Origin of the sequence: Nonomuraea angiospora, assembly GCF_014873145.1 — a bacterium.
GTDB classification, from domain to species: Bacteria; Actinomycetota; Actinomycetes; order Streptosporangiales; family Streptosporangiaceae; genus Nonomuraea; species Nonomuraea angiospora.
The window spans coordinates 10,251,604-10,278,589 of the sequence record NZ_JADBEK010000001.1 but is presented as its reverse complement, the minus strand read 5'-3'; the positions used below and the strand labels follow the sequence as shown (position 1 = coordinate 10,278,589).

Sequence of the window (26,986 nt, the reverse complement as noted above, 5' to 3'; positions counted from 1 at the left end):
GGGACAAGTCTGCTAGAGGTCGAGGAGTGTCGGCTGCAGGTACCCCTCGTGGGTGAGCAGCCAGCGCTTGGTCTCCACGCCCTCGCCCCCGCTGAACCCGCCCAGGCCGTTGCCCGCGATCACGCGGTGGCAGGGCACGATGATGGGGATGGGGTTGGAGCCCATGATCGAGCCGATGCCGCGCGCGGGCACGCCGGAGCCGCTGCGCGTGGCCAGTTCGCCGTAGGTGACGGCGGTGCCGTACGGGACCCTGTGCAGCGTCTGGAGCACCCGCAGCCGCGAGCCGGACATCAGCCGCCAGTCCACCGGCGTCTCGAAGGCCTTCAGCTCGCCGGCGAAATAAGCGTTCAGCTCGGCGACCGCGAAGGCCGTACGATCCGAATCATGGACTTCAGCCAGGCCGAGCCGCTCGTCCAGCCGCGGCCGGGACCTCCAGCCCGACGCGACGATCCCGACCTCGGTGACGGCCAGCACGAACGGCCCTACCGGCGTCGGCACCTCGGCGAACGTGACTGTGGTCATCATGTCCTCACGTGAGTTGGTGGTGCTGGGCACTTCCAGCGCGGTTCCTACCCGACACCGTAACCACAACGGTTACCTTCTGCGCTGGGATGGACAAGGCTTCCTTTTCGACCCCGGCGAGGGCACGCAGCGGCAGATGCTGCACGCCGGGGTAAGCGCCAACGACGTGCACTGGATCTGCGTCACGCACTTCCACGGCGACCACTGCCTGGGCGTGCCCGGGGTCGTGCAACGCATCGCGCGTGACAAGGTCAGGCACCCGGTGCGCGCGGTCTTCCCCGGCTCCGGCACCGAATACTGGCGCAGGCTCCGCCACGCCGCCGCCTTCGCCGACACCTCGGTGATCTCCGAGCACCCGCTCTCCGGCGACCTGGCCTCCGTCGGCTCGCTGACCGCGCGCCGCCTGTCCCACCCCGTCGAGTCGTACGGCTACCGCGTCCAGGAGCCGGACGGCCGCACGATGCTGCCCGACCGGCTGGCCGCGTACGGCATCCGCGGCCCGGAGGTCGGCGAGCTCCAGCGCACCGGCTCCGTGCGCGGGGTCACGCTCGACCAGTGCAGCGTGCCCAGGCCGGGGCAGAGCGCGGCGTTCGTCATGGACACGCGGCTCTGCGACACCGTCTTCGAGCTGGCCTGGGGCGCGGACCTGCTGGTGATCGAGTGCACGTTCCTGTCGCCGGAGAGCGCGCTGGCCAAGGAGTACGGGCATCTGACGGCGTTCGAGGCGGGGCTGGTGGCGGCGGACGCGGGGGTGCGCAGGCTGGTGCTGACGCACTTCTCCGAGCGCTACGGGTTCACCGACGAGCCGGCCTTCGTGGCCGAGGTGCGCCGGCACTTCGACGGGGAGGTCGTGCTCGCCCGCGACCTGATGAAGATCCCGGTGCCGAAGCGTCAGGTCCACAGGCCGGCGAAGTAGCCCACGCCGTAGGGGGCCGTCTCCATGAGCAGGCGGCCGTCGTACCTCCGCGTGCCGGCCGCGCCGGCCAGCACCTGGAGGGCGGCCCGCCCGCCGGCCCACAGCCGGTCGGCCAGCGCGGGGTCGAGGGCGGCGAGGGTGGCGGGGTCGGCCTGGGCGACGGCGTTGGCGATCAGGTGGTTGTACGGTCCCGCGGCCTCGTCGTACTTGCCGGGGGCCCTCGGGCTGAGGCAGGCGGAGCCGTCAGCCATGACCAGCAACGCCACCTTTTGCGCGATTTTTCCTAGCTTTTCGCCCAGCAGGAGGCATTCCGCGCTCGGCGCGTCGAGCGCGACGGACTGGAAGGCGTCCGGGGCCTGCTCGCCCAGCAGCCAGCGCCCCACGGTCAGGGACAGCGGGAGCGCCGGGTCCGCGTGCCCGGCCGTGACGTCGATCCCCCACGGGCGGAGGGTGCCCGCCGCCTGGCCTCCATACGCCGCCGCGGTCTGCGCGCCGCCCACCACGATCAGCGCGTCGGGACGGGCCTCGTGGAGTGCGGCGATCGCCGTGTGACAGGCCGAGCGGAGGTCGTCGAGCTGGAGCGTGATCAGCGGGGTGGGCGGGCAGACGGCCGCGGCGACAAGCACGGGGCAAGCGTACGCGGCGGCCCGCTCAGAAGGGACTGCGACCTGCCCTGACCTTCGCGATCAGGCCCTGGGCGTAGACCTGGACGGCCTGGTGCAGCCCGCTGCCGAAGCTGATCCGGGCCACGCCGAGCTCGGCCAGCCGCGCCGGCTCCGGGGCGCCGGGCCGGACGTAGACGTTCACCGGCGCGCCCAGCTCGCTCACCAGGGCCCGGATCTCGTCCTCGTCGGCCAGCCCGATCGGGTAGACGCAGTCGGCCCCCGCCGCCAGATACCGCCGCGCGCGCTCCAGCGCCGCCTCGCGCGTCCTCGGGCCGGACAGGTAGGTGTCGACCCGCGCGTTGATCACGAGCGCCTGACCCGCCGCGGCCCGGACCTCGGCCAGGAAGTCCGCCTGCTCGCCGGGATCGATCAGCCCGCCGGCGCCGGAGTCCTCCAGGTTGCAGCCCACGGCTCCGGTGGCGAGCAGGCGTTCGACCAGCTCGGCGGGCTTGAGCCCGTAGCCGCGCTCGATGTCGGCGGTGACCGGCGCGTCCACGACCCTGGCGATGCGGGCGACGGCCGCCATCATCTCGCCGACCGGCGTCCGTTCGCCGTCCTCGTATCCCAGGACCCGGGCGACGGCGGCGCTGCTGGTGGCCACGGCGGGGAACCCGGCCTCGCGCACGGCCAGGGCGGAGGCGGCGTCCCAGACGTTCGGCAGGATCACGGGGTCTCCCGGCACGTGCAGCGCGCGCAGGACGGAGGCCCTGTCAACAGAGGCTCTGTCAGTCGTCATGGTGCGACTCTACGGACGGAGGCGGCTCGCGCCGTAGGTCCAGTGCCGCCAATAAACGCCGAGCCACTTGACCGAGGTGGGATCAGCAGCCGCTCTTGGCGCACTGCCCGCTGAGCTCGCCCGCCGGACCGTCGGCGGGGTTGTCGCCGTCCGCCGGCTGCGCCGGCTTGGTGGGGGCCGACTTGGTGGGGGCCGGCTTGGCGGGGGCCGTGGTGGCGGGGCCGGTGCCGCGGTCGCTGCCCGTGGGCTCGTCGCCCGTGCCCAGGTCGGGGGCGGCGTCGCCCATGCTGCCGTCGTCGGGGGCGCCGGCCGCCGGGTCGCCCTCGGGGGCGTCGGTGGTGACGTCGCCCATGGTGGCGTCGTCGCCGCCGAGGTCCTCGTTCCCCGCGGTGCTCTGGGTGGCCGCGGGACGGGCGCCGCCCGGCGGGACGGTGCCGGCGGGGTTCGCGGCCAGCAGGTAGCCGACGCCGCCCGCCGCGAGCACGGCGACGAGCGCCGAAGCGGCGATGGCGATGGTCTTCTTCGTGCTCTTCGGGGATTTGTCCGCCAGGCGGGTGTCCCCCGGCCCGGACAGGATCTCGTGACGATCCGGCTCTATCGGATCTCGCATGGTGGTGCAGCTCCCTGCGGTCGTATCGGCGAAAGCTAACCGGCTTCCGCGGGTGATGGACCACACTAGCCGCAACGGATGAATGCTCGCACACCAATCACAAAGGAATCACGACATGTCCCCTCGTGGATCCGTTTACCCAGGTCGCCGCGCCCACCTCGCGCCGGTCACCGGAGTCGCCGGGGTGCTCGCGACCGCGATCGCGGGCATATTCCTGGCATTTACCAACTCCGCCGAACCGCCCGCGCAAAGCCCGCCCGAATTCGATCAGAAAAGCCCGCTTACCCCAAGATCGCATTCTCCTTCGGCGACTCCGGTCCCGGATCAATCGGATGGATCGTTCCAAGATCTCTCGTGGACCCAGGTCGTTCCCTCACCCGGAGTGCCGGTCCCGGCGGATCCCCTGGCCTCGGTGGAGGCCGTACCGTCCCTCGACCCGGGCCCGCCGGCCTCGGTCCACGGCCATCCGCCGCTCCCTCCGGCGCCCACCCCGCACCGGCCCGCCCCCACGACCCGGCACCCGGCCTCCGTCGCCACGCCGCCGCCCGCGAGAACGGCCCCGAAGCGTCCGGCGCCACCCCGGAACGAGGTGGCCGTACCTCCGCCGGCGAGCTCACCCACTCCCCAGGCGCCGCCCCAGGCACGCTCCGCCCCGGAGCCGGACCGGCGCGCGGACCCGCCCCCGGCGATCTCGGGAGGGGCCGATCCCTGCGCCACCTTCCACGACTTCCGCCGCGAGCCCTGCTACGCCTACCTCAACCGCCTCACCCACTGACCTCAGTGGGCCGAGCAGGCTCCGGAAGGGGCGGCGGGGGCCGGGGCAGGGCGGCCGATGGTGGGCATGCCCAGCAGGACCCCCGGCGCGGGCTTCGCCCCGCCCTGGCGGGACTCCCAGGCGTCGCCGGCCCTCGTGCGCCGGACCGTCGCCGCCGGGCCGTCGGCCACCAGGTGGTGCGGGGCCGCGTACGTGACCTCGACCGTGACCATGTCACCGGGGCGCGGCGTCTCGGCGCCGACCGCGAAGTGGACCAGGCGGTTGTCGGCGGCGCGGCCCGACAGGCGGCGGGTGGCGTCGTCCTTGCGGCCCTCGCCCTCGGCGACCAGCACCTCCAGCGTGCGCCCCACCTGCTTCTTGTTCTCCTCCCAGGAGATCTCCTCCTGCAGGGCCACGAGCCGCTCGTAGCGCTCCTGCACGACCTCCTTGGGCACCTGGTCGGGCATGGTGGCCGCCGGGGTGCCGGGGCGGATGGAGTATTGGAAGGTGAAGGCGTTGGCGAAGCGGCTCTCGCGGACCACGTCGAGCGTGGCCTGGAAGTCCTCTTCGGTCTCCCCCGGGAAGCCGACGATGATGTCGGTCGAGATGGCCGCGTCGGGCATGGCCGCGCGCACCCGCTCGATGATGCCGAGGTAGCGCTCCGCCCGGTAGGAGCGGCGCATCGCGCGCAGGAGGCGCGAGGAGCCCGACTGCAGGGGCATGTGGAGCTGGTGCATGACGTTGGGCGTCTCGGCCATGGCGGCGATGACGTCGTCGGTGAAGGCCGCCGGGTGGGGCGAGGTGAAGCGCACGCGCTCCAGGCCGTCGATCGTGCCGCACGAGCGCAGGAGCTTGCCGAAGGCCAGGCGGTCGCCGAACTCGACGCCGTAGGTGTTGACGTTCTGGCCCAGCAGGGTGACCTCGAGCACACCCTGGTCGACCAGCGTCTGGACCTCGGCGAGGATGTCGCCGGGGCGGCGGTCCTTCTCCTTGCCGCGCAGCGACGGCACGATGCAGAAGGTGCACGTGTTGTTGCAGCCGACCGAGATGGACACCCAGGCGGCGTAGGCGGACTCGCGCTTGGTGGGCAGCGTGGAGGGGAAGACCTCCAGCGACTCCTTCAGCTCGACCTGCGCCTCGCCCTCGATGCGGGCCCGCTCCAGCAGCACCGGCAGCGAGCCGATGTTGTGGGTGCCGAAGACCACGTCGACCCACGGCGCCTTGCGGACGATCTCGCCCTGGTCCTTCTGCGCCAGGCAGCCGCCCACGGCGATCTGCATGCGCGGGTTGCTCACCTTGGCGGGGCGCAGGTGGCCGAGGTTTCCGTAGAGGCGGTTGTCGGCGTTTTCCCGCACGGCGCACGTGTTGAACACGACCACGTCGGCGGTCTCGCCGTCGGGGGCGGGCACGTAGCCGGCGTCCTCCAGCAGACCGGACAGCCGCTCGGAGTCGTGCACGTTCATCTGGCACCCGTATGTGCGCACTTCGTATGTGCGGGCGCCCTCCTGGGTCACAGTCATGGCATGTTCAAGGGTAGTCGCTGTCCGGCTCCGGACGGTCCCGGCTGCGCTAAAAGGCCAGCTTGATGGCATGATGTGATCGGATCGGTATTGCTTGGTTAGTGACCAGCACTCTTAACAGCGTCTACGGTTTGACGCATGACGGAGAACGGTAACGACGCTCCACTCGTACGGTTGGAGAACGTCAACAAACACTTCGGGGCGCTGCACGTCCTGAAGGACATAAACCTGACCGTCTCCCGCGGCGAGGTGCTCGTCGTTATCGGTCCCTCGGGCGGAGGCAAGTCCACGCTCTGCCGCACGATCAACCGTCTGGAGACGATCAGCGAGGGCCAGATCATCTTTGACGGTCAGGTGCTCCCCCAGGAGGGCAAGGGCCTGGCGAAGCTGCGTTCCGAAGTCGGCATGGTCTTCCAGTCGTTCAACCTGTTCGCGCACAAGACCATCCGCGACAACGTCACGCTCGGCCCCCTGAAGGTGCGCGGCGTCTCGAAGGACGCGGCCAACAAGCGGGCCATGGAGCTGCTCGAACGCGTGGGCATCGCCGCGCAGGCGGACAAATATCCGGCCCAGCTCTCCGGCGGCCAGCAGCAGCGCGTCGCCATCGCCAGGGCGCTGGCGATGGAGCCGAAGATGATCCTGTTCGACGAGCCGACCTCCGCTCTGGACCCCGAGATGGTGCAGGAGGTGCTCGATGTCATGATCGGGCTGGCTCGCGACGGGATGACCATGATGGTCGTCACCCACGAGATGGGCTTCGCCCGGAGAGCCGCCAATAGGGTGGTTTTCATGGCCGACGGCCAGATCGTGGAGGAGAACACCCCCGACGAGTTCTTCACCAACGCGCAGACAGACCGGGCGCGTGACTTTCTCTCCAAGATCCTCACGCACTGATCATTGAGGCAGGTATACATGCACATGCGTCGAACGGGAGCGGTGCTCTCGATAGCGGCACTCGCCGCCGGTCTGACCGCTTGCGGCGGCGGCAGTAAGACTTACGCCAGCGTGGTGGACAAGGTCAAAGACGGCGGCACGATCGTCGTCGGCACCAAGTGGGACCAGCCGAGCCTGGGCCTGAAGGGGCCCAACGGGCCCGAGGGCTTCGACGTCGACGTGGCCAAGGCCGTGCTGAAGCAGATGAACGGCGGCAAGGACCCGCAGGTCGAGTGGAAGGAGTCGGCCTCCTCCAACCGCGAGCCGTTCCTCCAGAACGGCACGGTCGACATCATCTTCGCCACCTACTCCATCACCGAGGAGCGCAAGGGCAAGGTCACCTTCGGCGGCCCCTACGTCGTCGCCCACCAGGACGTGATGGTCCGCAAGGACGACACCGCGATCAACACGCCGCAGGACCTCAAGGGCAAGAAGATCTGCAAGGCCTCCGGCTCCAACTCCTACAAGCGGATCACCGACCCGCCGCCGGACGGCAAGCTCGACATCGACGCCACCACCGTCGACGCGGCCAACTACTCCGAGTGCGTGCAGAAGCTGACCGGCAGCAACCTCGACGCCGTCACCACCGACGACCTGATCCTGGCGGGCTTCGCCAAGCAGGCCGGCGGCAACTTCAAGGTGCTCGGCCAGGGCTTCACGGACGAGAAGTACGGCGTCGGCCTGAAGAAGGGCGACACCAAGACCTGTGAGGCCGTCAACACCGCGGTGAAGGCGCTCTGGGACGACGGCACCATGAAGCAGCTGCTGGAGAAGTGGTTCGGCGGCATTCAGGGCCTGAAGTTGTCGGAGGAGGCGCCGCCCGCCGAGGGCTGCAGCTGATCATGCCAGAGGCGGCGGCCGGTGACCCGGCCGCCGCTCCCCTATGCGGTGGAGCACGATGGAAGATCTGATTAGGTACGCGCCCGACCTCGCACTGGGGTTCCTGGAGAACATCAAAATCTCCATCGTGGCCGCGATCACCTCGCTCATTCTCGGCACCGTCCTGGTGGCGATGCGAGTTTCCCCCACGCCGGTGCTGCGCGCGGCCGGCACGATCTACGTCAACATAGTGCGCAACACCCCCCTCACGCTGGTGCTGGCCTTCTCCGCGCTCGGCCTCAGCGACCAGCTCGGGCTCGTCTTCTCCGACGTGCCCAGCACCAACTCGTTCTGGATCGTCTCGATGGGCCTGTCGGCCTACACCGCGGCCTTCGTCTGCGAGGCGCTGCGCTCGGGCATCAACACGGTGCCGCTCGGGCAGGCCGAGGCGGCCAGGGCGATCGGGCTGACGTTCATGCAGTCGCTGCGGATGATCATCCTCCCGCAGGCGTTCCGCGCGGTCATCGCCCCGCTCGGCAGCGTGATGATCGCCATGGTCAAGAACACGACCGTGGCGACCGCCGGCGGGTTCGCCCTGGACTCCGCGAGCAAGATGAAGGAAGCCTTCGACCAGGTCGGCGCGTCGATCCCGATCTTCCTCGGCATCGTGGTCGCCTTCATGGTCGTGACGCTGCCCATCGGCTACTTCACCGGCCGGCTGGCCAGGCGACTGGCGGTGGCGCGATGAGCACCACAGTCCTGTTCGACGCCCCCGGGCCGCGCGCGCGGGTGCGCAACAACCTCCTCACGGTGGTCAGCGTCGTGGCCGTGGCCGCCGTCCTGTACGGCATCTACCGCGGCTTCGACGCCAAGGGCCAGTGGGAAGGCAAGATCTGGCAGCCGTTCCTGCAGTGGGAGACGTGGGAGGTCTACATCTTCCCCGGCCTGCTCGGCACGCTGCAGGCCGCCGTGGTGGCCGCGGTGCTCGCGCTGGTGTTCGGGGCGGTCTTCGGCCTGGCCAGGCTCTCCGACCACGCCTGGATCCGCGTCCCGGCGGGCGTGGTGGTCGAGGTCTTCAGGGCCATCCCGCTGCTGCTGCTGATCTTCTTCATCTTCTACCTCGCCCCGGCGGTGGCGGGCGGCGGCGACTACACGTTCATGGCGGTCGTCATCGGCCTGATGCTCTACAACGGCTCGGTGCTGGCCGAGGTCGTCAGGGCGGGCGTGCACGCGGTGCCGCGCGGCCAGTCGGAGGCGGCGTTCGCGGTGGGCATGCGCAAGAACCAGGTCATGCGCCTGGTGCTGCTGCCGCAGGCCGTCACGGCGATGATGCCGGCGATCGTCAGCCAGCTCGTGGTGCTGCTGAAGGACACCGCGCTCGGCTACATCATCGCCTACGTCGACCTGCTCAACACCGGCTTCAAGATCCTGCCGGCCCGGTTCTTCGGCTCGCTGATCCCCGCGGCGATCGTCATCGGGATCATCTACGTGGCGCTCAACATGGCGCTGAGCTTCCTGGCCACGCGGCTGGAGCGGCGTAGCAGGCGCAGCCGTAAGACGGCCGCCGCCCCGATCGCGGCGCCCGGCTCGGCCGAGGTCAGCGTGGGCGCGGGTGAGGGCACCGAGGACGCCGGGCTGGCCCCCGACCGTCCCGTGGAGTGACCGGACGTACGGGCGTGTTTGCGCCCGTACGTCCGCAAATCTCCAAGAGGATCCCATTTCTCCGTTGAAACCGCCCCAAGACCGGTCCGAACGGTTTGCCCAGCCCCCAGACTGTCTCCATGCGTGGCGTGGCGCTCGCGGGGGCGGCCGTGGTGGCATTGGCCGCCGCGTGCGGCGGCGCGGGCTCCTACACCACCGTCGTGGACAAGATCAGGAACGCCGGCCGGGTCGTCGTCGGCACCAAGTGGGACCAGCCGAGCCTGGGCCTGAAGACCGGGGACGGCCCTCCCGAGGGCTTCGACGTGGACGTGGCCAGGTACATCGTCAACTATCTCGCCCGCGGCCGGCACATGCAGATCACCTGGCGCGAGTCACCCTCGTCCACCCGTGAGGCGCTGCTCCAGAACGGCAGCGTGGACCTCATCGTCGCCACCTACAGCGTCACCCCGTCGCGCCGGCCCAAGGTGACCTTCGGCGGGCCCTACATCGTCACCACGCAGGACACGATGGTCCGCGCGGGCGACACCAGCATCAAAAAGGTGAGCGACCTGCGGGGCAAGCGGCTCTGCCTGGCGGAGGGCTCGAACTCGTACCGGCGGATCGTCGATCCCCCGCCCAACGGCAAGCTGAGCCTGCCCATGCGGCTGGTGCCGGCGGCCAACTACTCCGACTGCGTACGCAAGCTCGACGACGGCAAGCTCGACGCGGTCAGCACCGAGAACCTGGTCCTGGCGGGCTTCGCCGAGCAGGAGCCGGGCCGCTTCCGGCTGCTGAACGACCCCGTCAGCGAGGAGCACTGGGGAGTCGGCATCAAGAAGGGCGACACCGCCACCTGCGAGGCCGTCGACCAGGCGGTCGCCTCGATGTGGCACGACGGCACGGCCACGCGGCTGCTGCGCAGATGGTTCGGCAAGACGGGGCTCAAGCTGCCGTCGTCCCTGCCGTCACCCGTGGGGTGCCCCTGAACTGTGGGGACCGCCCCACGCCGTTGCCGATCTTCCGGCAGGATGCGGGTATGCCTTTCTGGCCCTCCCCCATCTCGACCAGAGACGTGGCCGCCTCCGGCGTGCGCCCCGGCTGGCCCACGGCCCAGGACGGCCGGATCTGGTGGACCGAGGACCGTCCGGACGAGGGCGGGCGCACCACGATCGTGTGCCGCGACGCCGACGGCACCCAGCGTGACCTGCTGCGGGCCCCATGGAGCGCGCGCACCAGGGTCCACGAGTACGGCGGCAGGCCGTACGCCATCACAACCGGGGGCGAAGTGGTCTTCGCCAACTTCAAAGACCAGCGCCTGTACATTCTGGGCGATTACGGCGACCCGAAACCCATCACGGACGAGGGATGCCGCTACGCGGATCCGCTGGTGCGCGACGGCCAGGTCTGGTGCGTGCGCGAGCGCCACGCCGAGGAGGGCAAGGTCACCCGGGCGATCGTGTCGATCTCGCTGGACGGCGGCGAGATCCACGAGTGGGCCACCGGCTGCGACTTCTACGCCTCTCCCGCCCTCTCCCCCGACGGGCGGCACCTGGCCTACGTCTGCTGGGACCACCCGCGCATGCCCTGGGACGGCACCGAGCTGCGCGTCACCCGCCTGTCGGGCGGCGAGGCCTGGACGGTGAAGGGCGGCCCGGCCGAGTCCGTACTGGCCCCGGCCTGGAAGGACGACTCCAGCCTCTACCTGGTCTCCGACTGCTCCGGCTGGTGGAACCTCTACGAGGTCGGCCTGCGCGGCGACGGGCTCCGGGCGCTCCACGCCGCCGAGGAGGAGTTCACGCTGCCGCCGTGGCGGCTGGGCGGGCACCCTTACACCGTGCTCGGCGACGGCCGCCTGGCGGTCCTGCACGGCCGTGGCGACCTGCGGCTGGGCGTGCTGGACCCCCGCTCGGGCACGCTGGCCGACCTCGAGGTGCCCTACGACGGGTGGGACGCGGCGCTGGCCGCCGAGGGCACGTCCGTGGTCGGCATCGGGTACGCCCCCACGTTCCCCCGGTCGGTCGTCAGCGTGGACGTCGCCTCCGGCGCGGCCGGCGCGCTCAAGAGCGACCTCTCGCGGCTGCCCGACCAGGCCCTCCTGCCCGTTCCACGCGCTGTCGAGTCGCCCGCGCCTGCCTTCCTCTACCCGCCGTACGGTCCGGCGACCGAGGGCACGCCACCCTACGTGATCTTCGTGCACGGAGGGCCGACCGCGCACGCCGACACCGCGCTCGACCTGGAGAAGGCGTTCCTGACCTCGCGCGGCATCGGCGTGCTCGACGTCAACTACGGCGGCTCGACCGGCTACGGCCGGGCCTACCGCGAGCGGCTGAAGGGGCAGTGGGGGCTGGTGGACGTGGCCGACACGATCGCCGCAGCCCGGTGGCTGGCCGCCGAGGGGCTGGCCGACCCGCGCAGGATCGCGGTGCGCGGCGGCAGCGCCGGCGGGTGGACCGTGATGGCGGCCTGCTGCCGGTCCGACGTGTTCGCGGGCGGGGTGTCGTACTTCGGCGTCAGCGCGCTCGCGCCCCTCGCGGCGCACACCCACGACTTCGAGTCACGCTACGTGGAGTGGCTGGTGGGGCCGGAGGACCCGCAGGTGTACGCCTCCCGCGAGCCGCTCGCCCTCGTGAACGGCGTGAGCTGCCCCATGCTGCTCCTGCAGGGGCTCGACGATCCCGTGGTGCCGCCCGAGCAGTCGGCGGCGTTCGCGGACGCGCTGTCGGAGCGGGGCGTGCCGTGCACGTATCTGGCGTTCGAGGGCGAGTCGCACGGCTTCCGCCGCACGGAGACGCGGATGACCGCGCTGGCCGCTGAGTTGGCCTTCTACCAGCAGCTTTTTAGCTAATGTCGTAATTCTTTAACAGAATTCGCACCAAATCGATATTACTTGCCAGTCGCTAATCGTCATCGGTTACATAACCGGCCTTTTCAATTGCGCTCCCTCGCGCGTGACCATGCAAGGTGGGACGTGCTCCGCGGCCACGGCGCACGCCCCACACGGCCAGCCATGCACGCCCCGCATCTCGGCACGAGGGAGGCCAGATGGCCAGCATGCGCCATTTCAGCATTGCCGTGGCGGTCTTCGCAACTTTGTTCGCCACCGCCTGCCAGACAGACACCGGAGCCAGGAATTCCGCGCCGCCCACCTCCTCCGCCCCGGGCCAGCCGGTTTCCGGGGGCACGCTCAGGCTCGTGGGCGGCGGGGACGTCGATCACCTCGACCCCACGAGCTCGTACTACACGGTCACCAACGGGATCCTGCGCACGTACGCGCGCGGGCTCTTCGGGCTCAACGGGGTGGCGAAGGGGGCCGACACCACCAAGGGCTTCACGCTCGTCCCCGACGTCGCCTCCGAGCTGCCCACGACGGGCAACGGCGGCCTGAGCGCCGACGGGCTCACGTACACGATCAAGCTCCGTGACGGCGTGCAGTGGGACACGCAGCCGCCGCGCGAGGTGACGGCGGGCGACTTCGTCCGCGGCTTCAAGCGGATCTGCAACCCCGTGGCGGGCTCCGGCGCGCCCGGCTACTACACGAGCACGATCAAGGGCATGCAGGCGTACTGCGACGCCTACGCCAAGGCGTTCACCAAGGCCAAGCCCACCGCGGCGGCGCTGGCCGACTTCCAGAACTCCCACGAGATCGCGGGCGTCCAGGCCAGGGGCGACAAGACGCTGGTGTTCACGCTGACCCAGCCCGCCAGCGACTTCCTCAACATCCTGTCGCTGAACTTCTCCGTGGCCGCGCCCAAGGAGTACGACCAGTACGTGCCGGACGACGCCACGTTCCGCCAGCACACGATCTCCGACGGCCCGTACCGGATCACCCAGTACGTGGCCACCAAGTCGATCAGGCTGGAGCGGAACCCGGCCTGGAAGCAGGAGTCCGACCCGATCAGGCACCAGTACGTGAACGCCATCGAGGTCAAGATGGGCGTCAACGAGCCGGACGCGGTGCAGCAGCAGCTCGAGGCCGGCAGCGCCGACCTGTCGTGGGACCTGCCGGTGCCGACCGCGCAGATCCCGCGGCTCAAGAGCTCCGGCGACCCCAACTTCACGATCTTCCCGGGCGCGGTGAGCAACCCGTACATCGTCTTCAACCTGCAGAGCAAGAACGCCGGCGGCGCCATGGGCAAGCTCAAGGTCCGCCAGGCCATCGAGTACGCGGTCAGCAAGGTCGCCATCGCCAAGGTCTACGGCGGCGCCGACGTGGCCACGCCGCTGCACACCGCCATCCCGCCGGGCAACATCGGCTACCAGGAGTACAACCCGTACCCGAGCCCGGGTGACGCGGGCGACCCGGCCAAGTGCAAGCAGCTGCTCACCGAGGCCGGCTACCCGAACGGGCTGACCCTCATCGGCGCCTTCCGCAACGCGGGCAACCACCCGGCCAACTTCCAGTCGTACTCGGCGGACCTGCAGAAGTGCGGGATCACGGTGAAGGGGCTGCCGGTCCGGCAGGGCGACTACTACGGCGCCTTCCTGCAGAACCCGTCCATCGCCAAGGCCGGCAAGTGGGACATCTCGGCGCCCGGCTGGGTCCCCGACTGGTACGGCAACAACGGCCGCGCGGTCGTCCAGCCGCTGTTCGAGACCAACTGCAACCCCGGCACCAGCAACTACGGCTGCTACAGCAACCCCAAGGTGGACTCGCTGATCAAGCAGGCGCTGGCCCAGCAGGACCAGACCAAGGCGGCCGCGCTGTGGCACGAGGTCGACACGACGGTGATGGGCGACGCGGTGATCGTGCCGCTCAACAACCAGAACACGCCGGCCTACAAGAGCAAGCGCGTGCAGAACGCCCTGTACCTGCCGGCGTTCCAGCTCTACGACTACACCAACCTCTGGCTCGACCCCAACAACCCGTGATGAGCCTGCTCGAGGTGACGGACCTCCGCGTGGCCTTCCCCACGTCCGACGGCGTGGTGCAGGCCGTGCGGGGGCTGTCGTTCCGCATCGAACGCGGCCGCACGCTGGCGATCGTCGGCGAGTCCGGCAGCGGCAAGACGGTGAGCACCCAGGCCATCCTGGGGCTCACCCCCGGGGCCGACATCTCGGGCAGCGCCGTGTTCGACGGCGTCAACCTGCTCGACCTCGACCGCGAGCGGCTGCGCCACATCCGGGGCGCCGAGATCAGCGTGATCTTCCAGGACCCGCTGACCAGCCTGCACCCGCTCTACAAGGTGGGCTGGCAGATCGAGGAGTTGATCCGGGTGCACCGGCCGGACACCTCCCGCGCCGAGGCCAGGAGGCGGGCGGTCGAGCTGCTCGGCCTGGTCGGCATCCCCCGGCCGGATCGCCGGGTGGACGACTACCCCCACCAGTTCTCCGGCGGCATGCGGCAGCGGGCGATGATCGCGATGTCGCTCGCGCTCAACCCGAAGCTGATCGTGGCCGACGAGCCGACCACGGCGCTCGACGCGACCGTGCAGGCGCAGATCCTGGAGCTCATCACGCGGGTGCAGGCGGAGTTCGGGGTCGCGCTCATCCTCATCACGCACGACCTCGGCGTGGTGGCGGGCATGGCCGACGAGGTGCTGGTCATGTACGCCGGGCTCGCCGTGGAGCGGGCCGACCGGCGCACGCTCTACTACCGGCCGCACCACCCGTACACCAAGGGCCTGCTGGAGTCGATCCCCGGCAGCAGCGGGGACCGGGGCGGGCGGCTGCGGCCCATCCCCGGCTCGCCGCCGAGCCTGATCGCGCTGCCGTCCGGGTGCGCGTTCCACCCGCGCTGCCCGTACGCGATGCCGGTCTGCTCGGCCGAACGCCCGCCCCTGGCCACGGTCACCGGCACCGGTGTGGGCACGGGCACGGGTGGCCACGCCTCGGCCTGCTGGCTGCCGCACGAGGCGGTCGGGCTGGGCGCGGCCGCCGACGCGCTGCGGCTCAAGGCGAAGGAGTCGTGATGCTGCTCGAAGTCTCGAACCTGGTCAAGCACTACCCCATCACCACCGGCGCGCTGGTCAGGCACGTGGTCGGGCAGGTCAAGGCGGTCGACGGGGTCAGCTTCGCGCTCGCCCCCGGCGAGACGCTGGGCCTGGTCGGCGAGACCGGCTGCGGCAAGTCCACGCTCGCGCGCTGCATCGCGGGGCTGCATCCGGTCACCTCCGGCAGCGTGCGGTTCGACGGCGCGGACATCACGAACCTGCCCAGGAAGCGCATGCGGCCCTACCGCCGCGACATCCAGGTCATCTTCCAGGACCCGTACGGCTCGCTGAACCCGCGCCGGCGGGTCGGGTCGATCATCGCCGACCCGCTCGTGATCCACCGGGTCATGAGCGGCGAGCGGCTCCGCCGGGCCGTGCAGGAGCTGATGGAGCGGGTCGGGCTCAATCCGGAGCACTACAACCGGTTCCCCGCGGAGTTCTCCGGCGGGCAGCGGCAGCGGATCGGGGTGGCCAGGGCGCTCGCGCTGCGGCCCCGGCTGATCATCTGCGACGAGCCGGTGTCGGCGCTCGACGTGTCCATCCAGGCGCAGATCCTCAACCTGCTGAAGGACCTGCAGGCCGAGTTCGGGCTGACGTACCTGTTCATCGCGCACGACCTGTCCGTGGTGCGGCACATCAGCGACCGGATCGCGGTCATGTACCTGGGCAAGGTGGTCGAGCTGGGGGACGCGGAGTTGGTGTACGACCGGCCGCGGCATCCGTACACGGACGCGCTGCTGTCGGCCACGGCGGTGGCCGACCCGGACGAGGCGGAGCGGCGGCAGCGGATCGTGCTGACCGGGGACGTGCCCTCGCCGATCGATCCGCCGTCCGGATGCCGCTTCCATCCGCGGTGCCCGCGTGCCCAGGAGCTCTGCTCGTCCCTGGAACCCCAGCTCGACGGGCCGCCTGAAAGGACCGCGCGTGATGGGGCGACGCTCGACGGGTCGGCGGCGCTTGATGGGGCGACGGCGCTTGAGAAGGCCCCGGCGCTTGAGAGGGCGGCTGCCTGCCATTTCCCGATCGAGGTGGTCGTATGACGCTGACCGAGATCAGACCCGGCGCCGTCGCCTCCCAGGGGATAGCCGGGCGCGGGCCCTGGCAGCTCGCCTGGCGCCGAATCAGGACCGACCGGGTCGCCATGGTGTCCGGCCTCGTCGTCATCCTGCTGTGCGCGCTGGCGCTGGCCGCGCCGCTCATCGCCGCCTGGAACGGCCACGGCCCCGACGACCAGTTACGCGACACCGGCATCACGGCCCAGGGGCTGCCCGTGCCACCGAACGGGGAGTTCTGGTTCGGCACCGACCGGCTCGGGCGCGACCTGTTCATCAGGGTCCTGTACGGGGCCCGGGTCTCGCTGCTCGTCGGCGTGGTCGCCACCGGCCTGGCGGCATTGGTCGGGGTGGTCGTCGGGCTGCTGGCCGGATATTACGGCGGCGTCGTGGACACCGTGCTGTCGCGGCTCATGGACGTGGTGCTGTCGTTCCCCTACCTGATCTTCGCGATCGCGGTGGTGTCCATCGCCGGACCCTCGCTGTCGGCCACGATCGGGGTGATCGCGTTCTACTCGTGGGCGGCCATCGCCCGCGTGGTGCGCGGGCAGACGCTGTCGGTCAAGGAGCGCGAGTACGTCGAGGCGGCCCGGTCCATGGGGGCGGGCGACTTCAGGATCATGTTCGTGGACATCCTGCCGAACCTGCTCGCGCCCGTCATCGTGCTGACCACGCTGCTGGTGCCGGCGGCCATCGTGTTCGAGTCGACGCTGTCGTACCTGGGGCTGGGGATCGTCCCGCCCACCCCGTCGTGGGGGAACCTGCTGAGCGAGGCGCAGGGGTTCTACCGGGTGGCGTACTGGTATCTGGGGTTCCCGGCCGCCACGCTGCTGGTCACCACGCTCGCGTTCAACCTGGTGGGCGACGGGATCAGGGACGCCATCGATCCGCGGATGGAGCGCCTGTTCAGCCGCCGCCGTACTCGTAAGGGGGCGTGATGCTGCGCGCGTTCCTGCTGCGCCGGGCCCTGCTCGGCCTGCTCGTGCTCTGGCTGGTCACCCTCGGGACGTTCCTGCTGTTCTTCGTCGCGCCGAGCGATCCCGCCAGGACGCTGGCCGGGCGGCAGGCCACTCCCGAGCAGGTGGAGCTGATCCGCCACAACCTCGGCCTCGACCGGCCCACCCTCGTCCAGTATCTGGACTACCTGGGCCGGCTGCTCCACGGCGACCTCGGCCAGTCGTACTTCTCCGGCGAATCGGTCGGCAAACTGCTGGCCGCCGACTTCCCGCCGACGTTCTCGCTGGTGCTGGGGGGCGCGGTGCTGTGGTTCACGCTCGGCGTCGGCGCGGGGGTGCTCAGCGCCACCCGGGCCCGATCGCTGGTGGATCGCGGCCTGACGCTGCTGGCGCTGGCCGGGGTCTCCATGCCGACCTTCGTGGTGGGCCTGCTGCTGCTGTACTTCCTGTTCTTCCAGCTGACCATGGCGGGGGTGCCCATCCTGCCGCCCGACTCGTACGTGCCGTTCTCGCAGAACCCCGCCGAATGGGCCCGCCACCTGATCCTGCCGTGGATCACGCTGGCCACGGTCCAGGCGGCGTCGTACGCCCGGCTCACCCGCGGCTCCATGCTGGACGTGCTCGGCGAGGACTACATCCGCACGGCCCGGGCCAAGGGGGTGCCCGAGCGGCGCGTGATCTACCGGCACGGCCTGCGGGCGGCGCTCACGCCGGTGGTGACGCAGCTCGGGGTGGACGTGGGCACGCTGATCGGCGGGGTGGTGGTGACGGAGTCGGTCTTCGGCCTGGGCGGCGTGGGGCAGGCGGTCGTGCAGGCGTTCGTCAGCGGGGACCTGCCCGTGATCATGGGCGTGGTCACGCTGGCGACGACCGCGGTGGTGGTGGCGAACTTGCTGGTGGACGTGGCGTACGGACTCCTCGACCCCCGTATCCGCCTTGCCTGACGCTCACCCGGGACACCGGACTCCGCCGGGCGTGTCCCGGCGGTCGTCCGGGATACCGGCCCGTGGCGGCCGTACCCCGGCGATCGCCCGAGATACAGGGACTCCGGCGGGCGTGCCCCGGCGGCCGCCCGGGATACCGGCCCGTGGCGGCCGTACCCCGGCGATCCTCCGGGATACAGGGACTCCGGCGGGCGCGCCCCGGCGCCTCAGCCTCCCTCAGGCACCGCCACGCCCGCCGGCCCTCCCCGACCAACAGCCGACCAGCGCGTCCCCTCCCCCGAACACCACCACACCCGGCGACGCCATCGGACGATCAAGCACCACCACGCCCGCAGCCCTATCAGGACGGCGGAACACCATCACACCCGCCAGCCCTACGGGACGGCCGAACACCACCACACCCGCCAGCCCTATGGGACTTCCGAGCATCGCCACATCCATCGCCTCTCCGCGAACGACGGTCAATCACGACACCCACCGCGGTGTTCCAGATCCAGACCGGCGACGCGACCTACCTGGCAAACTCCGTGGCCCTGGACTCCCTCACCACGGTGATGCGGATCTGCCCCGGATACGTCAGCTCCTCCTCCACCTGCTTGGCCACATCACGGGCGATCACCTGGGCCTGGATGTCATCGATCGCATCCGGCTTGACCATGACCCGGATCTCCCGCCCGGCCTGCATGGCGAAGACCTTCTCCACGCCCTCGTACGACTGCGCGATCTCCTCCAGCCGCTCCAGCCGCTTGACGTACGCCTCCAGGGACTCGCGGCGGGCGCCGGGACGGCTGCCGCTGATCGCGTCGGCGGCCTGCGTGAGAACCGCTTCGACGGTGCGCACCTCGACCTCGTTGTGGTGCGCCTCGATGGCGTGCACCACGTCCTCCTCCTCGCCGTACCTGCGGGCGATCTCCGCCCCGATCAGCGCGTGGCTGCCCTCGACCTCGTGCGTGAGCGCCTTGCCGATGTCGTGGAGGAGCGCACAGCGCTTCATCAGCGCCTGGTTCATCCTCAGCTCGGCGGCCATGATCCCGGCGATGTGCGCGGACTCGATCAGGTGCTTGAGCACGTTCTGCCCGTACGACGTCCGATACCTGAGCTGCCCGAGCAGCAGCGTCAGCTCGGGATGCATGTCGGTGATCCCCAGCTCCACCAGGGCGTCCTCACCGGCCCGCGCGCACAGATCCTGCACCTCCTGGCGGCTGCGCTCGTGCGCCTCCTCGATGCGCTGGGGGTGGATGCGGCCGTCCAGCACGAGCTTCTCCAGCGTCAGCCGGGCCGTCTCCCGGCGCACGGGATCGAAACACGACAGCAGCACGGCCTCAGGAGTGTCGTCGATGATGAGATTCACGCCGGTTGTGGACTCGAAGGCCCGGATGTTCCGCCCTTCGCGCCCGATGATCCGGCCCTTCATCTCGTCTCCGGGCAGATGCAGCACGCTGACGACCGACTCCGCCGTCTGCTCCGCCGCCACCCGCTGCACGGCCAGCGTCACGATCTTGGTGGCCCGCTTCTCGCCCTCCTTGCGGGCATCCCTCTCGATCTCCCGGACGATCAGCGCGGCCTCGCGCTTGGCCTGGTTCTCGATCTCCTTGACCAGCTCGGCCTTGGCCTGGTCGCCAGTCAGCCCGGAGACCCGTTCGAGGATGGCCCGCCGCTCGTCCTCGACCTGGAGCAGCTCCTCGCGCCGGTCGGCCAGCTCGACCTCGGTCTCGGCCAGCTTCCTGTCGCGCTCGGACTGCCGCCTGGCCTCCTCGTCCAGCCGCTGCTCCCGCTCGGCCAGCCGGGACTCCCGGCGCTCCAGGTCGGCGCGCAGCTCCTTGAGCTCGGACTTGAGTATCCGGCTCTCCTCCTCGACCTCCCGCCGCATCTGCGCGGCGCTCTCGGCCGCGGCCTCCGACCTGCGCAGAATCTCCTGGGCGTCGGTCTCGGCCTTGTGCCGGATCTCCTGCGCCTCCTCCCGCGCCTGCTCAAGCTCTTCGTGTACGACTTTCTGCTGCTCGGGACTGGCCTTGGACACGCGTGGCAGACTGCTCGAGGTGCGCCTTATGACGACGAGAAGCGCGACGATCATCCCGAACGCGAGCACGAGCACCGCCACCATCAGCACCACGACAAGCGGCCCCATGTGCGCCCCGCCCTCCTCGCGTCGTCAACACCTCATAACGCGGCCACAAACGGGAGGGGTCACAAGCGCGCCACGAATAGCCCGGTCGGCGTCTGGATCGATATACAGCCAAGGCTGACCGGGCGTCGACTCGCAAAGCCGACACCTCGCCCGCCTAGATCAACCAGCCTCGTTCGTCCGTCGTTCACCGGTATGGCAATCCGCGCTGCGCGGAGTAACTCCTCACTGCCGTCGAGGTTATGCGTCGAACAGGTCACGAGCAAGCAAACGCGTCATCAAGCGTGTCTTACGGGCCTGCATCTCCACCGACACCTACAGGCAAGACAGGGGACGCGCATGGACAAGGGAGCATGCGCGAGTGCAAGAGCACGCGCACCCGCAATCCCTGTAGCACTCGCAAATGCAGATGCAAGAGCACCTACAGCCCGAGCAATCGGCCAAAAGCCGCCACCCCAGAGCCCCCCAAAACAAGACAAGCCCCAGAACTCGCCAAGCCATCCCACGGGCAAGCCACACAACGGGGCAAGCCGCAGAACGCGGCAAGCCACGGAAGCGTGGGAAGAGCTGCGGTGCCGCGGAGCTCCGAGGCAAGCCGCAGAGGGAAGGGAGAGAGCCCCAAAACGGGCCAGCCGTGGAGCGAGCAGGGCCTGCACAACGAACGAGCCCCAGAACGCGGGGCGCGCAAGAGCCCAAGTACCTTGCGGAAGGAGGGGCCCCGTCGCCCGCACCAGAACGTTGTTCGCCTCTAGACGCAAGCCATGGAGCCGGGCGAGCCATGGAGCAGAAGATGCTACGGGAAGTCCTCGTCCATCTCGATCCCCTCCTGATCAAGCGCCTCGCGGATGACGCGGTAAGCCAGCCCCGAGGAGTATCCCTTGCGTGCCAGCATGCCCGCCAGCCGCCGCGTGCGGGTCTGCGGGTCGAGCGACCGCGTGGAGGCGAGCTTGCGCTCAACCAGCCGCCGCGCCGTCTCCGCCTCCTGGTCGGGATCCAGCCGCTCGACTGCCTCCTTGACCGTGTCGGTGTCCACACCGCGATGACGTAGCTCAGCGGCCAAGGCACGCTTGGCCAGCCCTCGGCCATGGTGCCGGGAGTCGACCCAAGCCTCGGCGAACGCCTCGTCGTTGATCAGCCCCAGCTCGGAGAAACGGCTGAGGACCGCTTCAGCGGCTTCGTCGGGCACGTCACGTTTCCGGAGCGCCTCGGCAAGCTGGGCCCGCGTCTTGGGCGCCATGGTGAGCAAACGAAGACAAATAGCCCGCGCCACCGACTCCGGATCAGCGTCCTGCCCGCCCCCGCCGAAGCCCTCACCACTCAGCCCGGATCCGCGAGACCTCCCAGCTCTACGCCCGGATCCGCCTGATCTCTCGCCCCTACGCCGGGATCCGCTCCCACCTCTCCGACCAGCTCCGTCAAAGCTCTCACTATCCCGCCCAGCTCCGCCTGATCTCTCGCCCCTCCGACCAGCTCCGCCAAGACTCTCGTCATCAGGCCAGGCCCCAGCAAAACCGTCACGGCCTCGCGCACTTCCAGCGAAGCCGCCACCATTGTGCGCGGGCCCGGCGGGGTCGTCACCGTCATGCGCAGCCCCGGCGGGGTCGTCACCGTCATGCGCAGCCCCGGCGAAGCCGCCACCACCTCGCCCAGATCCAGCAAAGCCTCCGCCACCTTGCCTAGGTCCAGCAAAGCTGTTGCCGTCCTGCGAGCCTCCGGCGCGCTCCTCGCTTTCACGCTCGAGTCCGGCGACGTCGGCGGCATCGCGTGCCGCTCCGGCGGGGCTCCCGTCATCCCACCGGGACCCGGCGAAACCGCCGCCGTCGTTTGGCGCTCCGGCGAAGTCGTGGCCATGCTGGGCAGCTTCGGCGAAGGGCCCGTTGTCTTGTCGGGTTTCGGCATCCGATTCCTCGGATGGCCAACCGCGCCCGCGGGCATTTCGCCCGGCCCGTCCGTTGGAGCGGCCGGATCGCCGCCCTCTGGTCGATCGTTTCCTACCGGTCTCACCGTCGTCCGACGGTTCGGCCGCGAACCAACTGCTCCCCGCGAGCACTTCGGAGTGCCACCCGCCGTCTCCGCGGTTGGCAGGCTCGGCAGGCGCGGCCTCCTCGGTGGCGCGCCACCTTTTGGCGGTGGCCCATCCGCCGTCCGGGTTCCCCCGGTCGGCGCCGGCAGGACTCGGGTCAGCGTCAGGGGAGCCACCGTCGTCGAGGTGCCCGGCGGCCTCAGCGTCTGGGCTGGCCTGGTTGTCGGCGCGCGATTCGTACTGATCGTCTGCGACGGTCTGGCGCTCGGCAGTGAGCCAGGATGCACGCTGATCATTCGCCCCGATTTGGGTGTCGGCGGTTGCGCTGGAGTCGTATTGGTCGTCTGGTCGGGCTCGGGTATCAGCGGTTGCGCTGGAGTCGTACTGGTCGTCTGGTCGGGCTCGGGCCTCGGTGGTGATGCGGGGGCCGTCCTGATCGTCGGTGTCGTCCCCGAAGAAGGGGTGCCTGCCGGTGCGTTCCCGGTAAAGGTTGCCTGTGGCCTTCCGGATGCCGGTGGTCACCTGGTCGTCGGTGTGGACGCCGTCCTGTCCACCCATGGCGGCACGGACATCGTCCGGCTCGCCCGTGGCGGCCTGGGCATTGTCCAGCTCGCCCGTGGCGGCATGCACAGCGCCGGGCCCGTCTGTGGTGGCACGCCCGTCTGGCTGCCCATCTGTGGCGGCACGCCCATCGTGCTGCCTGTCTGCGGTGATGAGGTTGTCGGGGTGCTCGCCTGGGGCGGCACGGACATCGTCCGGCTCGCCCGTGGCGATATGCACGGCGCCGGGCCCGTCGGTTATGGCACGCTGCTCGCCGAGCTGTCCGCCTGTGGCGGTGGAGTTGTCGAGCTGTCCGTTTGTGGCGGTGTGCTCGTCGGGCTGTTCGCCCTTGGCGGTGGGGTTGTCGGGGTGTCCTTCCTTGTCGGCTGCGATCTCGGTCTCGGCCGAGGCGCGTTGGCGGGTGCGGTGCTCGCGCCACTCGTCAACCGATGGCCAGCCGTCCGCGGCCGAGCGGGCCAGGTCGCGGCCCCGGGAGGGGGGAGGGACGGGCCGGGCGCCCCCGGATTGGGGCGCCGGTGGCCGGTTCGGGTCACTCATGGGAGGGGGCACGATCGCTCATGGGGTGGACGATCAGACGTCACCCGGCTTCGGGGTGGACTTCGAGCCACGGCCGGAAGGAGCGGCGGCCGGGGCAGGGGCCGCGGCGGCTTCGGCCGGGGCGTCGAGGCGGGGGCCAACGCCCAGCTTGTCCTTGATCTTCTTCTCGATCTCGTTGGCCATGTCGGGGTGGTTCTTCAGGAAGTTGCGGGCGTTCTCCTTGCCCTGGCCGAGCTGGTCGCCCTCGTACGTGTACCAGGCGCCGGACTTGCGGACGAAGCCGTGCTCCACGCCCATGTCGATGAGACCGCCCTCGCGGGAGATGCCCACGCCGTAGAGGATGTCGAAGTCGGCCACGCGGAAGGGCGGAGCCATCTTGTTCTTCACGACCTTGATCCTGGTGCGGTTGCCGACCGCCTCCGTGCCGTCCTTGAGGGTCTCGATGCGGCGGATGTCCATCCGGACCGAGGCGTAGAACTTGAGCGCCTTACCACCCGTCGTGGTCTCGGGGCTGCCGAACATGACGCCGATCTTCTCGCGGAGCTGGTTGATGAAGATGGCGGTGGTGCCCGTGCTGTTGAGCGCGCCGGCGACCTTGCGCAGGGCCTGAGACATGAGGCGGGCCTGGAGGCCGACGTGGCTGTCGCCCATCTCGCCCTCGATCTCAGCCTTGGGCACCAGCGCGGCCACCGAGTCGATGACGATGATGTCGACGGCGCCGGACCTGATCAGCATGTCGGCGATCTCCAGCGCCTGCTCACCCGTGTCGGGCTGGGAGACCAGCAGGGCGTCGGTGTCGACCCCCAGCTTCTTGGCGTATTCGGGGTCGAGGGCGTGCTCGGCGTCGATGAAGGCCGCGATGCCGCCGGCGCGCTGGGCGTTGGCCACCGCGTGCAGGGCGATCGTGGTCTTACCGGAGGACTCCGGGCCGTAGATCTCGACGATGCGGCCGCGCGGCAGGCCGCCGATGCCGAGGGCCACGTCAAGGGAGATCGACCCGGTGGGGATCACCTCGATGGGGGCTCGGGCGTCATCGCCCAGGCGCATGACGGAGCCCTTGCCGAACTGTCGCTCGATCTGAGCGAGCGCGGTCTCGAGGGCCTTCTCGCGGTCGTTGATAGCCATGGGAACTCCCCCTGGAGGGTCGTGGTCCGATCAGTCGAGTGAAAGCTACGGCCTGCCACCGACATTTTTCATGCGACTGCCGGGGAAGACGTGGCTCGGGCGAAACCCATCGTAGCCGAACGGCTGTTCGATCACAGCAGGAACACGCAGGTCGCCGTCAATACCCGCCTTCGGTGGCGGGGGCGGGGGTCAAGCAGGCGCCAGTGTTCGGTCGCGTTTCCCGTCCACGATCGGCTGTCCGGCGGGGCAGGACGGGGCAGGGCAGGACGGGGCAGGGCAGGACGGGGCAGGGCAGGACGGGGCAGGGCAGGACGGGGCAGGACGGGGCAGGGCAGGACGGGGCAGGGCAGGACGGGGCAGGGCAGGACGGGGCAGGGCAGGACGGGGCAGGGCAGGACGGGGCAGGGCAGGGAAAGTTTGGACCTGCGCGGGAACGGCCGGGGCTTGGCGTGCCGACGCGGTACCCGGGCGACCACTGCTTACTGTTGTCCCAGCGCACCGTGACGGTGTCCTTTTCGACCTCGGGCGCGACGGCGTCGGCTTCACCGCTCCGTCTTCGACGGTCGCCGGGATCCCGGTCCCCGGGCGACGGCTCTCAACCGGCGGCCGTGGACGGGGTGGTCTACGCGATCGGCGCCTGCCGCGCGGGTGCCCGCGACTGGCTGGCCGCCGCCGAGGCGCTCATGCGGCGGGCCACCGAAGTCGGCGTGGCCCTCGGCGCCCGCAACGGCCGTGGACACGGTGAGGCCCTCGGCGTCGCGGACGTGGCGGCTCTCGGTGCCTGCGGCAGCCGTGGACGTGACGGCGCGGCTCTCGGCGCCCGCAACGGCCGTGGACACGGTGAGGCCCTCGGCGTCGCGGACGTGGCGGCTCTCGGTGCCTGCAGCGGCCGTGGACGTGACGGCGCGGCTCTCGGCGCCCGCAACGGCCGTGGACACGGTGAGGCCCTCGGCGTCGCGGACGTGGCGGCTCTCGGTGCCTGCAGCGGCCGTGGACGTGACGGCGCGGCTCTCGGCGCCTGCAGCGGCCGTGGACCTGGTCACCCTCGGCGGCCGTGGACGCGGTGCCTCTCGGCGTCCCTGGCGGCCGTGGACCTGGTAGCCCTCGGCGTCCCTGGCGGCCATGGACCTGGTAGCCCTCGGCGTCCCTGGCGGCCGTGGACGGTGGTGGCCCTAGGCGTGTGGTTCGAGCATGGTTTCGGCTTCCGTATCGGGGGTCCGGGCGCGCAGGAGTTCATTGAGCCGTATGCGTTCACGTTCGACTCCAGACGCATGCGCATCCCTGTGAACAAGCCCCGCCGATGTTGGCCTCCAAGGTGTTGCCTGGGCGGTGAGCTGGGGAGACTCACTGCAGGGGCCGAGGGTTGGAGGCGGCGAGTGGCGAGCGGCTACACCAGTGAACGGCGCACCCATCTCGAGGCGCTCGCCGAGGTGCTCCCCCAGCATGGTCTGGTCAGCCGCATGGTAGGCAACGACGATCCGGTGCTGTGGGTCTGGCACCCGCGCACCGGCCGTCAGACGATCATTTTCGCCACCCCGTCGCACCGCGGATGGACGTTCCTGTGGTCGCCCGGCGGGCAGGGCAGCGTGGAGGAGCTGGAGGTCACGGCCGGCGCGTTGCGGCAGGCCCTGGACACGTCGCAGCCCTGAGGCCGCCGCGGCTAGCGGAGCTTGGGCGAGACGTCCTCCACCTGGCAGACCGCGCGCCAGACGGTCTTGGCGCTCTCCCCGTCGGCCAGTGCCTGCATGACGGTCCGTCCGCCCAGCGGCGCGAGCACGTAGTCGCGGGCCCACGACTCGGCGTACGTGTCGCCGAAGTGAGCGTTCATCCGTCTCCAGAACTCCGTCAGGCGCATGGACTCAAGTATGGAATCGCCTGGGGTGTGGGTAGGACATCCCCATGCCAAAGACCCCCAAGTCTTCGCCGCCGAAGACAGCCGAGACCAAGGCCCACAGGGCCAGACGCCGCCGATTACTGCACACGCTGCGCCTCGCCGTACAGAAGGAGAAGTCTGAGCGATCAGAAAGGCACGCGGGCGTCAGGCAGGAGCCCCGTGCGGGCCGGCCGCGTACGCGCAGGGCGTCGCGGCGCTAGGGCGGACCCGCGGTCACAGCACACTCGAGCCGTACATCTCACCGAGATGGTCGGCGAGCAGCTCCAGCCGGGCGCCATCGGGGTCCTTGAAGTAAATGGAGGCGCCGCTCTCTATCTGGTGCGGCACGCCGGCCATCTCCAGCTTCCCGCGCAGCCGCTCCCACGTGGCGGGGTCGACGGAGATCGCGACGTGGTGCAGCCCGCCCAGCACCTCCTGGTACGGCCCGAGGTCGAGGCCGGGGAAGTCGAAGAACGCGAGCAGGTTGCCGTTGCCGATGTCGAAGAAGAAGTGGTTGGAGCCCTTGTAGTCGCGGTTCTCGATGATCTCTGTGAGCGGGAACTCCAGGAGCTCCTGGTAGAACTTGATGGTGCGCTCCACGTCCGACGAGAGCAGGGCCATGTGGTGCAGGCCCCGGGCGCTGCTGGATGGCCGGTGCGCTAAGACGTAGCGCCGTCTCATCTCCGCTCGGCGGGCTTCGATGGCCGCATAGTCAATGGTCACGGTCGCTCTATGTCCGCCAGG

General features: G+C 70.2%; 25 protein-coding genes. 14 read left to right on the top strand and 11 right to left on the bottom strand.

Annotation, left to right across the window (positions count from 1 at the left end):
- Positions 1-12: 12 nt before the first annotated feature.
- A complete protein-coding gene (locus H4W80_RS47440; RefSeq protein ID WP_192791061.1) occupies positions 13-525 on the bottom strand; it encodes a methylated-DNA--[protein]-cysteine S-methyltransferase in 513 nt (170 codons plus the stop codon).
- Here H4W80_RS47440 and H4W80_RS47435 point away from each other — a divergent pair.
- On the top strand, positions 524-1,438 hold the full coding sequence (locus H4W80_RS47435) for a ribonuclease Z (protein WP_192791060.1): 915 nt from the start codon (positions 524-526) through the stop codon (positions 1,436-1,438). The genes H4W80_RS47440 and H4W80_RS47435 overlap by 2 nt on opposite strands.
- Here H4W80_RS47435 and H4W80_RS47430 read toward each other — a convergent pair.
- From H4W80_RS47430 to H4W80_RS47420, 3 genes are all read right to left on the bottom strand, one after another.
- Positions 1,414-2,064, bottom strand: coding sequence for a class III extradiol ring-cleavage dioxygenase family protein (locus tag H4W80_RS47430; RefSeq protein WP_192791059.1), 651 nt, complete (start codon positions 2,062-2,064; stop codon positions 1,414-1,416). The two genes, H4W80_RS47435 and H4W80_RS47430, sit on opposite strands and share 25 nt — an antisense overlap.
- Before the next feature lie 25 nt (positions 2,065-2,089).
- Complete coding sequence (locus H4W80_RS47425; RefSeq protein ID WP_192791058.1) at positions 2,090-2,839, bottom strand: isocitrate lyase/PEP mutase family protein; 750 nt, start codon at positions 2,837-2,839, stop codon at positions 2,090-2,092.
- Between the two features lie 82 nt (positions 2,840-2,921).
- Complete coding sequence (locus tag H4W80_RS47420; protein WP_192791057.1) at positions 2,922-3,449, bottom strand: hypothetical protein; 528 nt, start codon at positions 3,447-3,449, stop codon at positions 2,922-2,924.
- Between the two features lie 412 nt (positions 3,450-3,861).
- Between H4W80_RS47420 and H4W80_RS47415 the strand changes: the two genes are divergently transcribed.
- Positions 3,862-4,224, top strand: coding sequence for a hypothetical protein (locus tag H4W80_RS47415; protein ID WP_225966533.1), 363 nt, complete (start codon positions 3,862-3,864; stop codon positions 4,222-4,224).
- A 2-nt stretch (positions 4,225-4,226) separates the two neighbouring features.
- Here the strand turns inward: H4W80_RS47415 and miaB are convergent, their stop codons facing one another.
- Entirely contained in the window at positions 4,227-5,723 is a 1,497-nt protein-coding gene (gene miaB, locus H4W80_RS47410; protein WP_225964053.1) for a tRNA (N6-isopentenyl adenosine(37)-C2)-methylthiotransferase MiaB, read from the bottom strand.
- Positions 5,724-5,861: 138 nt separating this feature from the next.
- Between miaB and H4W80_RS47405 the strand changes: the two genes are divergently transcribed.
- The 11 genes from H4W80_RS47405 to H4W80_RS47355 all read left to right on the top strand — a co-directional run bounded on the left by H4W80_RS47405 (position 5,862) and on the right by H4W80_RS47355 (position 17,998).
- Entirely contained in the window at positions 5,862-6,617 is a 756-nt protein-coding gene (locus tag H4W80_RS47405; RefSeq protein WP_192791054.1) for an amino acid ABC transporter ATP-binding protein, read from the top strand.
- Between the two features lie 18 nt (positions 6,618-6,635).
- Positions 6,636-7,496, top strand: coding sequence for a glutamate ABC transporter substrate-binding protein (locus H4W80_RS47400; RefSeq protein WP_192791053.1), 861 nt, complete (start codon positions 6,636-6,638; stop codon positions 7,494-7,496).
- 58 nt (positions 7,497-7,554) lie between these two features.
- Complete coding sequence (locus H4W80_RS47395) at positions 7,555-8,223, top strand: amino acid ABC transporter permease (RefSeq protein WP_192791052.1); 669 nt, start codon at positions 7,555-7,557, stop codon at positions 8,221-8,223.
- On the top strand, positions 8,220-9,137 hold the full coding sequence (locus H4W80_RS47390) for an amino acid ABC transporter permease (protein ID WP_192791051.1): 918 nt from the start codon (positions 8,220-8,222) through the stop codon (positions 9,135-9,137). The genes H4W80_RS47395 and H4W80_RS47390 overlap by 4 nt, the downstream gene beginning before the upstream one ends.
- Before the next feature lie 119 nt (positions 9,138-9,256).
- Positions 9,257-10,102: a glutamate ABC transporter substrate-binding protein gene (locus tag H4W80_RS47385; RefSeq protein ID WP_192791050.1), complete on the top strand. Its 846-nt coding sequence runs from the start codon at positions 9,257-9,259 to the stop codon at positions 10,100-10,102.
- A 50-nt stretch (positions 10,103-10,152) separates the two neighbouring features.
- On the top strand, positions 10,153-11,961 hold the full coding sequence (locus H4W80_RS47380) for a S9 family peptidase (protein WP_192791049.1): 1,809 nt from the start codon (positions 10,153-10,155) through the stop codon (positions 11,959-11,961).
- Between the two features lie 197 nt (positions 11,962-12,158).
- Positions 12,159-13,985: an ABC transporter substrate-binding protein gene (locus H4W80_RS47375; RefSeq protein WP_225964052.1), complete on the top strand. Its 1,827-nt coding sequence runs from the start codon at positions 12,159-12,161 to the stop codon at positions 13,983-13,985.
- The gene (locus H4W80_RS47370) at positions 13,985-15,025 is read left to right on the top strand and encodes an ABC transporter ATP-binding protein (protein ID WP_192791048.1); all 1,041 of its coding nucleotides are present in this window, start codon (positions 13,985-13,987) and stop codon (positions 15,023-15,025) included. The genes H4W80_RS47375 and H4W80_RS47370 overlap by 1 nt, the downstream gene beginning before the upstream one ends.
- Positions 15,025-16,086, top strand: a complete 1,062-nt coding sequence (locus H4W80_RS47365; protein ID WP_192791047.1) for an ABC transporter ATP-binding protein — start codon at positions 15,025-15,027, stop codon at positions 16,084-16,086. Before H4W80_RS47370 ends, H4W80_RS47365 begins: the two co-directional genes overlap by 1 nt.
- A complete protein-coding gene (locus H4W80_RS47360) occupies positions 16,083-17,036 on the top strand; it encodes an ABC transporter permease (RefSeq protein ID WP_192791046.1) in 954 nt (317 codons plus the stop codon). The genes H4W80_RS47365 and H4W80_RS47360 overlap by 4 nt, the downstream gene beginning before the upstream one ends.
- A complete protein-coding gene (locus tag H4W80_RS47355) occupies positions 17,036-17,998 on the top strand; it encodes an ABC transporter permease (protein ID WP_192791045.1) in 963 nt (320 codons plus the stop codon). Before H4W80_RS47360 ends, H4W80_RS47355 begins: the two co-directional genes overlap by 1 nt.
- A 511-nt stretch (positions 17,999-18,509) precedes the next feature.
- On the opposite strand, the gene rny is transcribed toward H4W80_RS47355, so the two are convergent.
- From rny to H4W80_RS47335, 4 genes are all read right to left on the bottom strand, one after another.
- Entirely contained in the window at positions 18,510-20,126 is a 1,617-nt protein-coding gene (rny, locus tag H4W80_RS47350; protein ID WP_192791044.1) for a ribonuclease Y, read from the bottom strand.
- Between the two features lie 790 nt (positions 20,127-20,916).
- On the bottom strand, positions 20,917-22,704 hold the full coding sequence (gene recX, locus H4W80_RS47345; protein ID WP_192794152.1) for a recombination regulator RecX: 1,788 nt from the start codon (positions 22,702-22,704) through the stop codon (positions 20,917-20,919).
- A gap of 573 nt (positions 22,705-23,277) precedes the next feature.
- Positions 23,278-24,369 carry a recombinase RecA gene (gene recA / locus H4W80_RS47340; protein ID WP_192791043.1) on the bottom strand — a complete coding sequence of 364 codons (1,092 nt, stop codon included), beginning with the start codon at positions 24,367-24,369 and terminating at the stop codon, positions 23,278-23,280.
- Positions 24,370-24,911: 542 nt separating this feature from the next.
- Positions 24,912-25,412 (bottom strand): hypothetical protein, encoded by a 501-nt coding sequence (locus H4W80_RS47335; protein ID WP_192791042.1) that lies wholly within the window; start codon positions 25,410-25,412, stop codon positions 24,912-24,914.
- 333 nt (positions 25,413-25,745) lie between these two features.
- On the opposite strand from H4W80_RS47335, the gene H4W80_RS47330 reads away from it, so the two are divergent.
- Positions 25,746-26,018: a hypothetical protein gene (locus H4W80_RS47330; protein WP_192791041.1), complete on the top strand. Its 273-nt coding sequence runs from the start codon at positions 25,746-25,748 to the stop codon at positions 26,016-26,018.
- A gap of 11 nt (positions 26,019-26,029) precedes the next feature.
- On the opposite strand, the gene H4W80_RS47325 is transcribed toward H4W80_RS47330, so the two are convergent.
- Positions 26,030-26,224: a DUF3046 domain-containing protein gene (locus H4W80_RS47325; protein ID WP_185071854.1), complete on the bottom strand. Its 195-nt coding sequence runs from the start codon at positions 26,222-26,224 to the stop codon at positions 26,030-26,032.
- A gap of 252 nt (positions 26,225-26,476) precedes the next feature.
- Entirely contained in the window at positions 26,477-26,965 is a 489-nt protein-coding gene (locus H4W80_RS47320; RefSeq protein WP_192791040.1) for a VOC family protein, read from the bottom strand.
- Between the last annotated feature and the right edge of the window lie 21 nt (positions 26,966-26,986).